The sequence below is a fragment of the Deinococcus fonticola genome (genome assembly GCF_004634215.1).
Taxonomy (GTDB): Bacteria; Deinococcota; Deinococci; order Deinococcales; family Deinococcaceae; genus Deinococcus; species Deinococcus fonticola.
The window spans coordinates 1-11106 of the sequence record NZ_SMMH01000057.1; the positions used below are offsets into that span (position 1 = coordinate 1).

At 57.1% G+C, this 11106-nt stretch carries 14 protein-coding genes; 7 read left to right on the top strand and 7 right to left on the bottom strand.

What is annotated here, in order from left to right:
• Positions 1–121: 121 nt before the first annotated feature.
• From E5Z01_RS20270 to E5Z01_RS18240, 3 genes are all read right to left on the bottom strand, one after another.
• Positions 122–253, bottom strand: a complete 132-nt coding sequence (locus E5Z01_RS20270) for a hypothetical protein (RefSeq protein WP_276321262.1) — start codon at positions 251–253, stop codon at positions 122–124.
• Between the two features lie 67 nt (positions 254–320).
• Positions 321–953, bottom strand: a complete 633-nt coding sequence (locus E5Z01_RS18235) for a hypothetical protein (protein ID WP_135230676.1) — start codon at positions 951–953, stop codon at positions 321–323.
• 33 nt (positions 954–986) lie between these two features.
• Positions 987–2324 carry a hypothetical protein gene (locus tag E5Z01_RS18240; RefSeq protein ID WP_167758011.1) on the bottom strand — a complete coding sequence of 446 codons (1338 nt, stop codon included), beginning with the start codon at positions 2322–2324 and terminating at the stop codon, positions 987–989.
• Between E5Z01_RS18240 and E5Z01_RS18245 the strand changes: the two genes are divergently transcribed.
• Positions 2323–4545, top strand: a complete 2223-nt coding sequence (locus tag E5Z01_RS18245) for a transposase (RefSeq protein WP_135230678.1) — start codon at positions 2323–2325, stop codon at positions 4543–4545. The genes E5Z01_RS18240 and E5Z01_RS18245 overlap by 2 nt on opposite strands.
• Positions 4546–4690: 145 nt before the next feature.
• Here E5Z01_RS18245 and E5Z01_RS20120 read toward each other — a convergent pair whose 3' ends face one another.
• Positions 4691–4915 (bottom strand): helix-turn-helix domain-containing protein, encoded by a 225-nt coding sequence (locus E5Z01_RS20120; protein WP_135230679.1) that lies wholly within the window; start codon positions 4913–4915, stop codon positions 4691–4693.
• A 97-nt stretch (positions 4916–5012) separates the two neighbouring features.
• Between E5Z01_RS20120 and E5Z01_RS18255 the strand changes: the two genes are divergently transcribed.
• The 4 genes from E5Z01_RS18255 to E5Z01_RS18270 all read left to right on the top strand — a co-directional run bounded on the left by E5Z01_RS18255 (position 5013) and on the right by E5Z01_RS18270 (position 7639).
• Complete coding sequence (locus E5Z01_RS18255) at positions 5013–5648, top strand: hypothetical protein (RefSeq protein ID WP_135230680.1); 636 nt, start codon at positions 5013–5015, stop codon at positions 5646–5648.
• A 93-nt stretch (positions 5649–5741) separates the two neighbouring features.
• Positions 5742–6194 (top strand): hypothetical protein, encoded by a 453-nt coding sequence (locus E5Z01_RS18260; RefSeq protein WP_135230681.1) that lies wholly within the window; start codon positions 5742–5744, stop codon positions 6192–6194.
• 105 nt (positions 6195–6299) lie between these two features.
• Positions 6300–6683, top strand: coding sequence for a lipoprotein (locus E5Z01_RS18265; protein ID WP_135230682.1), 384 nt, complete (start codon positions 6300–6302; stop codon positions 6681–6683).
• A 377-nt stretch (positions 6684–7060) separates the two neighbouring features.
• Positions 7061–7639, top strand: a complete 579-nt coding sequence (locus E5Z01_RS18270) for a type IV toxin-antitoxin system AbiEi family antitoxin domain-containing protein (RefSeq protein ID WP_135230683.1) — start codon at positions 7061–7063, stop codon at positions 7637–7639.
• Between the two features lie 8 nt (positions 7640–7647).
• On the opposite strand, the gene E5Z01_RS18275 is transcribed toward E5Z01_RS18270, so the two are convergent.
• The 3 genes from E5Z01_RS18275 to E5Z01_RS18285 all read right to left on the bottom strand — a co-directional run bounded on the left by E5Z01_RS18275 (position 7648) and on the right by E5Z01_RS18285 (position 9492).
• Positions 7648–7968, bottom strand: coding sequence for a helix-turn-helix domain-containing protein (locus E5Z01_RS18275; RefSeq protein WP_135230684.1), 321 nt, complete (start codon positions 7966–7968; stop codon positions 7648–7650).
• Positions 7965–8327, bottom strand: coding sequence for a type II toxin-antitoxin system RelE/ParE family toxin (locus E5Z01_RS18280; protein ID WP_135230685.1), 363 nt, complete (start codon positions 8325–8327; stop codon positions 7965–7967). The genes E5Z01_RS18275 and E5Z01_RS18280 overlap by 4 nt, the downstream gene beginning before the upstream one ends.
• Before the next feature lie 217 nt (positions 8328–8544).
• Positions 8545–9492, bottom strand: coding sequence for a tyrosine-type recombinase/integrase (locus tag E5Z01_RS18285; RefSeq protein WP_135230686.1), 948 nt, complete (start codon positions 9490–9492; stop codon positions 8545–8547).
• A 335-nt stretch (positions 9493–9827) separates the two neighbouring features.
• Here E5Z01_RS18285 and E5Z01_RS18290 point away from each other — a divergent pair, with 335 nt between their 5' ends.
• Together E5Z01_RS18290 and E5Z01_RS18295 are read left to right on the top strand one after the other, a co-directional pair.
• Positions 9828–10127 (top strand): transposase, encoded by a 300-nt coding sequence (locus E5Z01_RS18290; RefSeq protein ID WP_135230687.1) that lies wholly within the window; start codon positions 9828–9830, stop codon positions 10125–10127.
• A complete protein-coding gene (locus E5Z01_RS18295) occupies positions 10124–10972 on the top strand; it encodes an IS3 family transposase (RefSeq protein WP_135230688.1) in 849 nt (282 codons plus the stop codon). Before E5Z01_RS18290 ends, E5Z01_RS18295 begins: the two co-directional genes overlap by 4 nt.
• Positions 10973–11106 lie beyond the last annotated feature (134 nt).

Sequence of the window (11106 nt, forward strand, 5' to 3'; positions counted from 1 at the left end):
CAGTTCCGCACCTGGTACAACACCGTCCGCCCGCATTCGGTCTTGGGGTACAGCTACCCCTGGGTTAAGCTTCTGGAAGTGGCTGAGTCTCTCAAAGCCGCTTGAAGGATTTTCTGGAGCACTACCGGTCGCCTCGGAGTTGATCGTGTTGCAGGCGAGCAGTGGGGGCAGCTTTGATGATCTTCTGATCGATCATACGTCGGATGTCGGGATAGGCGCAGCGTCGAATGGGCAGGATGTAGTGTGCGTTCATGTAGATTCCTCGGAATGAAAGAACCGGCCTGATAAGAGGCCGGTTCACGAAAGATAGGTATGAGACGTTATTTGTCGACAGAGAGGATTTTCACCTGATTGTCGCTAAGGACGTAAGGTTGTACTGCGAGATACCCGTCCAGAAGGCCACAGGATAGAAGGAGGGCAGAATCGTCGAACAAGCCGCTCGTTTGCCCCTCGCGCAGCCAGAACTCGCATTCACTGAAGGACAGGGGGCTGTTGTCAGGTCGGAGGATCCAGTTGCCCATCCACTCAAGCTGGGGGAGATCCAGCACCTGAAGAGCGTCAGCCCAGCCGAGTTGATACTCAGGATTGCCGTCCAGAACGGGGTTGTTCCAGTGCCGGTAACCGTTCGGCGCGGCGACCTGAATGTGGAGTACGTCGTCGTGGACACTGCCAAAAAGTGGCCCACTGCGCCATATGCCAGGAGCGGTAAGTTGCTGCGTCAGTGTGCGGCGGGCAGATCCAGAAAGGGTGACGGTGTCAAATACGCCGCCGTCAACTTTGGGTTCCTCAGGCCACAGTGGCCCTAGAAATCGTCGGTGGAGGCGGGTAGTCAGAGTGACCACCCCCTGTAGGTGTTTTCCATTTTTTCCTCGCTGAGCAGCAGTTAGTTTGCATTGGCTCTTGCTGCTCCCCCTCCTGCTGTCCGGCCGCAGGCCGGTGCTGTGAGAGGTCATGTGCGGTTTTGTCAGATACCGTTTTGTGCGCTTTTAACGTCCGATGTAGGTGGGTGCAGTGTCTAGTCCCACACTCAGTCGTAGCTCTGATGCCTGGGGACGGATCGAATCGCTCTTTTCAGCCCCCACAGGATAAAAGGCGTCCAGCATGGTGCGGAGGAGGATCTTCTCGGCAGGGGAGAGGTCGGTGGCGGGCTGAGTCTGCCATAACCTGTTTACGGCAATCTGCCTGGGCACCTGAAAGGCCGCAATGCCTGTCAGGGCCTCAACATAATGTTCGCGTATGGCTGCTGGAAGTATGGCCCGGTAACCTTGAGTAAGGGCCAACCAGACGCTGGCCCGGATCATGATGTCTTGGCGGCTACATTGCAGTTCGCCGTGTGGTGGAAGGACTGATAGGGCTGGCCAGTCGAGGCGTGCCAGATTGCCGTGACTGTTGGGCCACCCTATCCAATGGAGTCTGGTAAGTGTCCGTCCTGCTGACCAGCGCGTCAGGAGTGCCTCCTGCTCTGACTGCAGCGTGTTTAGCGTCTGGCTGGGCAGCGGCACCAGCAGCTCATCATTTGCCTCCTGCGTGACCGCATGTTCATAGTCAGGGAGCACCAGAATGACCGTGGCATAGTCACTTAACTGATGGATAGCCCTTACCGTCCAGCGCTCGGGGTCGGCGATCAAAATGACATCCCATATCGGCGCTTTTTTTACGTTGTGCCAATCGATGACGCTTCCGCGACGTAGCGCCTTTCCGGTGACGCGTTTCACGTTGGCGCGTAACATCTGGTGATGTGTTTGGTGTGGGTCGGGGCCATGGTGCAGGACGCCAGCGTCGGAGTGCTGCACCAATGTCGCTGCGAGGTCAGTCCAAGTGGCCTGAGCTACGCTCTGCCAGTCGAGGAGCTGGGGGGTCGACGTGCTGCTCTCGGGACGAGTCAGGATCACACGTAGGGTGGCCCCATCCGTGGCGCTCGCCCACTCCGTTGGTAAAGATTGTCCGAACTGCCAGCCGAAAGGGTCTCGTGCTGCCGGATGGGGCCACGTACCCATTAGATCGACATCCTCCGCAGTCAGAGTCAAAGAAGAGTGGGGCAGGCTCCGGAGTATCCGGGGTTCTGCTCGCTGTGGTTCGATGGCCAGGCGAGCGACCTGTTTGCTGATCGCCTCTGGTGTGCGTTTCACCAGCCCGGCGATCTGATCTTCATGGATTGCGGCGTAAGTCAGGGCGGCGACCAGCTGCCGTTCCTGCCGCGTCCAGGTGGCAAAAGCCCTTGGTGCTGCGACCGAACGAGGCACTACTGGTCTCACCGTAAGGGAGATCTCCAGCAGGGTCAGGAGTGCTGTAAAAGCAACGTGTGAGCGGGTTACATCTGACATGATGGATGACGTGCAGCGTGTCCCACCATACACCCTGGAGCGGGGGTTTCAGCTGGTGAGTTACACCACGCCAGGCAAACGTGATGAGCCGTTTGTAGTCGTTCTCGAGCACCTTCCCGACCAGTACTGTCCGGTCTGTAGCGTCAATCATCCAGTTCGTTCGCTGTCACCACGCCGGATTCATGACGTTCCCTATGACGGTCACCCGGTGGTGCTAAGCGTGGTGGAAGGACAGTGGCGCTGCCCCACGAGGCAAGAACAGTACTGGCTGCGCTATGACGTTGATCGCCTGCGTTGTACCGATGCCCTGAGGGCCTATATCACTCGCCAACGCGGGAGAGTGACGGTGCGGGATCTGGCAAGAGAAACAGGCCTCAGCCCAGCGAAAATCGTTCGTCTGACAAAACATGCTGAGGCGCAACGAGTGCCCTCTACTCCTGTCGAGCGTGTTAAACACCTGGGACTCGACGACATCTACATGCAGGGAGGTCAGCACCTCATCGCTGTCGATCTGGATACAGGCCGCGTGCTGGCACTGCAACGTGCCGGTAACATCACTCAAGGACGTGCTGGACAGATTGACGTCGATATATTTGTTTTCGGATTGCCAGAGGCGGATGTGGTCGCCCTTGACCTGCATCCAGTGCAGTATCAAGCCGCCAGGCGACGCTGGCCTGAGGCTGTTCTGGTGGTGGACAAGCGTCATTTGCTCGCAATCATTGACCGGGAGGTATTGGCGCAGGCCGCCCGCGTGATCCTCGATTGGCACGAAGAGGACGATCAGAACCTCTCTGCACAGCGCATCATCAGCAAATTTGGCTCTGCTGCCTACCCCTACCTGGCACTCCGGACGCTGGTACTGCGTCGCCGTCATTCCCTGACGGCGGCAGACCACGTTGCGTGGTCGATGATCCGCCGTGAAAAAGGACAGGAGGCTCAGCTGCTGTGGGAAATGTACAGCTGGCGGGAGGCGCTCTATGACGTTTATGACCGTGATCGACGGGATCCTGCTGCTCTCACGGCGTGGCTGACTGCACTGACGCAGTGGCATACTCGGCGGTTCAATACCGAGGCGGGAAGCTATAGCCAGCCGCTGGGTCGGATTCGCTGGGCGCTCGAAACGTACCCGGAGGCCTGTGCCGCTTACCTGACGACAGGCGTGACCAATGCCGTCACGGAGAAAGCCAATGCCCGGGTACGGCGGGTCTTGCGTCAGGGCCACCGCTATGATCCACAGGCTCTGGTCAATCTGGTCAATCGGGAAGATGACGCGGAGCTGCCAACAGGAGCCGCTACCTATATGGTCTTGCAAACGTCAGTCCCTGGCAAAAGGAGGAAACGGAAACTCAGACTGGAGAAGGGAAATCTTCTACAGCAGCCCCATCCCGTTAGAGAAGACGACGCCTCACTTCCACCACCTGCTGCACCTTCACAGGGGAAACAGCAGGTGGTGCTCCACACGGTTCCCCATGTTGCTGCGCGGCATCTGCCTATTCAGCATCCCGATACCGGGTTGCCACAGCCGGTGTGGATATGGCTCCACTCGGCAGTAGCACCTGCACGACGTGGCTCTCCACGCTGGGTGTCACACATAGCGAACCTTGCACCCGAAGGTCTGTCGCCACAGTGGGCTGTTTTAAATGCAGGCAACGTCACCGACCGTAAGGGGATAAGGGTTGCTGCAGACTCCGTCAATTTATGGCGCACAACAGTGCTGTATCACTATGCTCTGCAGCAGGCACATGAGTTTGCCGCGACCATGCGGGACTTATTAGGCGATGGGTGGGATATCCATGATCTATGGTGCCGAAATACGGTTCTTTGTGACCAGTTACAGTCCACCCTCCTGACTCTCAGTGGAGCACGTTTTCTGTCCCCGACAGAACGAGACCTTGGTGTACTTCAGATGATTCAGCAGGGTCACTCGATCGAGGTCAGAGACGTTGATGCAATACGCGCGATCTTGGATTGTTGGTGTAGTGCAGCCCTGAGTGTGGACACGGGGCGTGCTGTGGATCGGCTTAGGCAGATACGTCCACAATTGTCTGCCCTCTCGCAGTCACAGCTACATGCTCTCATCCCGGAGATTCGTTGGCAGTTGGGAGCGGAGATGCTTGTACGGCAACAGCTACTGCCGCCAGAATTAACACCTACCAGAGTTGACCGAGCTTTACACTTCCAAGTCCTCTGGGAAGCTTGGCAGAAGATTAAGAATAGTTAAATTTTAGTGAGCATGGCGTCTGAGCTGAATATTTTGGTTCTTTTTCCTAACCCGTCCAAAACTGCTCTTAAAATTTAAAACAAAATAGCGTCAGATTTGTTTCACTTCTTTTATTATTTTATGAGCAAAATCAGCTCACCACTTCTCACAGCAACTCCCTCAGAGCGACTCCAACCCCCTCGGCGAGGCGGTGCATGTTATCGACGCTGATGTTGCGGCGGCCCACTTCGACCTGGGCGATGTACGACCAGGTGATGCCACTTCTGTCCGCGAGGTCTTCCAGGGTCATGCCCGCGCGGTTGCGTTCTTCTCGGAGGCGTCTGCCAAAAGTGAGGCGGGAGGTGGTGGGATCGCTCTGGGTTTTGGCCACACCGTAGGCTGGCGACTTGCTTCTGCTGGGGCCATGCAATTAAAGCCATATCAATTAAAGCCATGCTATTCTGTTGTGGTCGAAACGGGAGGAGAACATGACGAAAAAACTGGCCCTCATCTTGACCCTTGCTCTGCTGGGAACAGCTTCCGCCGCCAAGCCCGCCAACTGCGCCAAGACCGTGGGGCTGTACTCAGGTTCACTGCACTACACCAGTCTCGCGAAGTTCCCGGATCCGGAGGAAGAGGTCAGCCTCGACTTTCTGGATCGCTTCAATCCAGTGGCATCAGCCGAGGTCTGCGGTGTGAAATTCAGGGCCGATGCCGGAGAGAAGACGCTCACCGCCAGTGCGCCTGATCTGGGGAGCATCGCCCGGGTTTTCTCGTCCAGGGCGAAGGGGCAGCTGTCCATCTCCACATTTTTTCCCAATAAGTTAGGGAAAGCGGCCTCTGTAGATCTGCTGTACGATCTGAAGGGGCGAACCGTCAGCTTCAAGGATCCCGGAGACCTGATCACGACGTTTGTCATCGCGGTCAAAGTCGATGGTGGTGCCCTGCAGCCGCTGTATTACAACGGCAAGATGACGCCGGTTCGGATTCCGCCGTCAGCCAAGGCCTTTGACCTCTATGTCCGGATGCCGACAGGGAAGTTCACGGCCTGGGAACGGGTCAGCGTCAACCTGAAGACGCCGGGTGTGGTGCTGTATCAGGAAGCCAAGTTCCCAGCGAAGTAAGCCTCTCAAATTGCAGCCGCTCACCTCTGGTGGGCGCTTTCTACGGCAGGGCCTTGCTGCGCCCAGACACCTGTTGACGGGGAGGGGAGGGATGTGACGACGACGGACAGTTTGCGGATCGTACGTGACCGTGCGGTGGCACTGGAACGCCAGTTGGACAGCATAGGGGCAGTGGGGAACGGGCTGGGGGAGAAGTACCGCAACCTCGACCTGCCTGCGGCAGTACAGGAGGATCTAAGGCAGGTGGTTCACCTGCGCAACAGGGTCATGCACGACGGTATCGACCTTAACCCCGCTGATCTGGCACGGTTTGAACAGGCCGCAGATCGGGCCATGACCGCGTTGTCAGGTCGTCCTGGGGGCAGGGGAGCAACGTCGGCAGACCAATCCAGCGGCTGTGGTGCCACTCTGGTGGCGCTCGTCGTCATTGTTGGTGCGGCGTGGTTCCTGACTGCGGTGATTCATCATCCGCTCGTGGATGCCTTGATCTGGTTCCTGGCGTTGCTGATGGTCTGGGGAGCGGTGACCAGCAAGAAGAAGAAATAGGGAGACCTCGCTTCACGGTTGGCAGGTCAGGTTCCGCCGACACGCTGAACTGAGTTCAGGCAGATTTGAGTCGTCCTCATCTTATGAGGAAAGGTAGAGTGAACCATGAAAAAATCACTGTTCTTAGCATCTATTGTACTCTTGCTCACAGGCTGCGCAGAAAATAATGCGCCTACGGCGAAGCCAGAGATTAGTCTCAGTGCTGAAAGAGTCACGGTAGTCAGCGGTGCGTCGGAAGTGACCACAGAGATCAACCTGACTCGTCGGAACGGACACACTGAGGCGGTTACGCTCAGCGTGTCCGGGATGCCCCAGGGGATGAGTGCGGTATTTGAGAAGAGTGTTCTCAGTGCTTCGGAGACAGTGGCTAAACTTCAACTTAAAGCTATAAATGTTCCGTCCCAACTGTACAAACTTACGGTGACAGCCGACAGTCCTTCTGCAAAAACCAGCACCACGCTCGAGGTGATCGTAAACATTGCTGATTAGCTGACATTTCCGCTCAATGTTAGGCAAGTTTCAGTCGCGCCTACGGTTCCTGCCGGGGTTCAGGTGAGCTGGCCTGCCGTACTTGAGGCCACGGGCTACCGGGTTGACCGCCGGTGTGGCTCGGATGGGTACTCCGAACTCACCAAGGGCGCACTCCCCGCGACCAACAACGCCTTTCACTGACGGTTTTGTGATCGTGGTAGATACCCTTTTGTTTCGGAAAGAGCGGCCCGGTTCTATCAACGACGTGGATTCATGTGCTTTCCGCATGAAGAACTGCCCTTGTTCCTGGGAGTCAGACAGGCCAGGCCCTGAGCGGGAGACGAAACATCACCACGTCTCCTGCAAAAACCTTCTATAATATTGAAGGTTTTTGTATGACTTCGAGCCTCCACCGTTTTCAGGAACTGTCCGCGCTGGCGGATGCCCAGGTCGGGTACTTCACTGCCGCGCAGGCCCTGAACCTGGGCTACAGCTATCCAACCCAGCATCACCACACCCAGCAAGGCAGCTGGCAACGGACACGACACGGCCTGTACCGCCTCAGCACCTACCCACTCTCTCCTGACGAACATCTGGCTGAACTGAGTCTCTGGAGCCGCAACCGTCAGGGTGAAGCGCAGGCGGTGGTCTCCCATCACACGGCGCTGGCCTTCCATGAACTCAGTGACCTGCTTCCAGAACAGATTCACCTCTCGGTACCCAGAGGGTTTCGTAAACTGGCACCGCCGGGCGTCCAGCTGCACACCAATGAGATTCCTGTTGCCGACCAGCAGACGCAACGTGGATTCCAGGTCACGTCCGTCCTGCGCACCCTGCAGGATATGGTGGGCACCGACCTTTCACCTGAACTGCTGGATCAGGCCACAATGCAGGCCGTAGAGCGGGGCCTGATCAGTGCCGCACAAAGCAAGTGGCTCGCCAAGAGCTTTGAACGCAAAAAACGTGGCGAGTGATGGGTCGTTCAACCCAGTGTAAAGCGTTCATCACCGAGCTTGAGGGTCAATTCAAGCTCCCCGCCGATCGCCCGCGCAAATTTACGGAGGGTAGCCAGTTCGGTTCTGTCGAGGTCACCGTGCTCTATACGTGAAATTCGTGACTGAGACACCTGAAGTTGCTCAGCCAGTTCCTGCTGGCTGAGTCCTGACGCAGCCCGAACTTCGGCGAGTTTGTAAGCGCGTACCTGCGCCAGCATCTGTCCCCGCAGTGCAGCCACTTGGCTTTCATCAATACGTCCGGCTTGTTCAGCTTCCTGACGCACTGCCTTCCAGTTTCTGGCCTTCATAGCTCCTCCTCGTAGTGACCCGCCAGCCAGAGGTCGTAGCGACTTTCTGCCAGCGGAATATGCTCGGTGTACCACTGTGTCCATTGCCCTGCTTTATCACCTGCTGTGAGCAAAATGGCCTGCCGTTTGGGGTCGAAAACAAACAGGATGCGTATTTCGGTCTGTCCCACTGAACCAGGGCGCAGTTCCTTGAGATTCGCCAGTTGCGAGCCAGTCAGGGTATCGACCAGGGGCCGACCTAACATTGGCCCACGGTCTTCCAGTAAGTCCAGCGCTGCCGTCACCAGTTGTGAAGTGGCGTGATCAAGCCCTGCGAACCATTCATCCACTTCACCCACCAGAATGATCTCCCAGGCCATGGCTGATTATGACATATATGTCATATCTGTTGTGTCTCCCTGGGTTTACTGGCCAGCACTTCCAGGGGAGTGGCGGTGGCGTGGGCCAGTTCAGGTTCATTCTCCGAGGCGAACTCCGACAACTTTCAAATAAGCCGCTGCAGCCGTCGTCTTTTCAACTTCCTCACAGGAAGGCCGTGAAGGGGCCTCGGTAACCTTCTGAGGGTAAAAGTACCTGTCAAAAATCCTCGACCTCTGCCGAAACGTCATCGTCTGTGACCGCCACATACTTGCGGGTGGTTTCCACACTGGAATGCCCCAAAAATACGGCTACGCGGGTAAAATCACCGACTTTCTGGTACAGCCGCGTACCGCTGGACTTGCGGGCGGCGTGAAATCCGCGCCAGAAACCCGGATGACCAGCAGCGCGACTGGCCTTGCGCATCCGGTAGGCGGCCTGGCTGTATGTCCAGTGGAACAACCTGTTGTCAGTTTGGGGAATGACCTCACGTAAGGCTTCTCGCACACGCTTTCCGAGCGGAACACGCCGGATTTTCCCACCTTTGCCATAAACCTTGAGGATGTTTCCAGCAATATCGTCTGTTTTGACCTGGAGAGCCTCACCGATGCGCAGGCCCGCGTGGGCGCACAGGAGTAACAGTGCACTGAGTTCCTTATCGCAGGAATGCAGTATTTCCTCAAGTTCGTCCCGGTAAGGTGGCCTTTTGACGATGGCCGGTGTGCGGTCTTGTGGTGGACTGACGTTGGTGAAGGGGTTGATCTGGGTCGCGCCTGCCCAGTCCAGAGCGCGGTAGAGCGCTCTGGCTCCTGCGATGTACTGCTGTACAGTCGCGGCGGAAAGCTTTCCAGAGCGGCCCCGCCCACAGCTAGGGCGTTCTTGCAGATACGCGAGGTAGCGCCCACCGTCGCGCCGCCCGGGACGGAGCAGCTGCACACCACTCGCCTGTGCCCACGGAACGAAACTCCGGACGCCCAGACGGTAAGCGGTCAAGGTGTGCGGACTGGTGCGGCTGCCCTGCGAACTCCCGGAGCGCATGTAAGCCATCAGCACCTGCGTCAGACCTTCCACGTCATAGTTCGCGGCGGCCTCGACCGCCCGAATCCGCAGGGCCTGATCGGTCAGGTCGCTGAGGGCCAGGGCGGTGGTCGGAGGGGCGAGCGTCACGGTCGAGTTCAGAGTAGCAAATTTTGACAATAACGGCGATTATTGTCAGAATTGATGCACCAAAGGCTTGATTTGTGTCTGAATGACGACACCAGACTCCTCAAAGCTGATGAACTTAAGGATTCGGTTGACTTACAGATCGACCCATAACTTATGGTTCGTAGACGGACGCTTGGGATTAGGGCAGTTTTGCGTCGGTGCGGTTAAGCCTTCAGCATAGGAGGCGAGACCATGACGACCAGGAAGTGGAGTGACCCCCAAAACGCGGACAGAGGAGCAAGGCATGTCGCCCCGGTCAGCCCGTAGGCTGATCAGCAGATGGAGGGAGACAACGCATGCCCGGACGAACCCACAGCCGCGAGTTCAAACTTGAAGTTCTTGAACAAATCGAACGCAAGCAGAAAACGACCGCCCAGGTGTGCCGCGAACACCAGCTTTCACCGAGCCTGATTCACCGGTGGCGCAAGGAAGTGGAAATGCGTGGCGGCGCGGCTTTTACCGATATGAAGACGGGAGATCAAGCGTTAGAGAGGCGAATTGCCGAACTGGAACGGTATGTCGGGCAACTTGCCCTGGAAAACACAGTTTTGAAAAAGTCGTTGGCGAACTACCGCACCAGGAGCGGCTCCAAATGATTAGGGATGCGCGTGTCGCGCATCCGGAACTCACGGTGGTTCGCCTTTGTGATGTCTTTTCGCTGAGCCGCAGCAGTTTCTACGAACACAAAAACAACGAAAATACTGACCCAGATGACGAGTTGGCGACTGAGATTGAAACCATTATTGAAGAATTCATCGGTTACGGGTATCGGCGGATCACCCGTGAGTTGGCTCGTCGGAAGAAAAATGTGAACCACAAACGCGTCTTGCGGGTGATGCGCGAACGTGGGCTGACTCATCGCAAAAAGCCGCGTAAGACGACGACCACGGATTCCGGGCATGCTCATCAGCGGCATCCGAATTTGTTGGCCGTCACGCACGTTCTCCGTCCCAATCAGGTTTGGCAGGCTGACCTGAGTTATGTCCGCGTGACTGGTGGCTTCGTGTACGTCGCATGTGTGCTGGACAGCTTTACCCGTGAAATCGTCGGCTGGGCAATTTCTGAACGTCTGACCACTGATGTCGCCCTGGAAGCGCTGGACAACGCGCTGATCGCGCGTTGTCCTTCACCTGGGCTGATTCATCATTCTGACCAGGGCGTGCAATACGCCTGCACCGCCTACACCGAAGTTCTGAAGGCTGCTGGCATCATGTCGAGTATGTCCAGAACGGGAAATCCTTATGACAATGCTCGGATGGAGAGCTTCTTCAAAACCCTGAAAGTGGAGGAGGTCAATTTACAGGAATACGCTGACCTGGACGAGGCCCGTGAAGGTATTGGTCGGTTCATCACCTTGTACAACGAAAGGCGGCTGCACTCCAGCCTGGGGTATGTGCCCCCGGCTGAGTTTGCCGCCCAGTATCATCAAGCCCAGATGTGACTTGACCCTGGGCTGGCCCCAAAAGTTGGACGGTTTCAAGTAGAGACTCGGCTCAGGTCAAGGGTACAACAACGCGGATCAATGCTCATCCAGGGGACGGGATGACGGCCACATTTGCGGCGCTGTGACCGCAA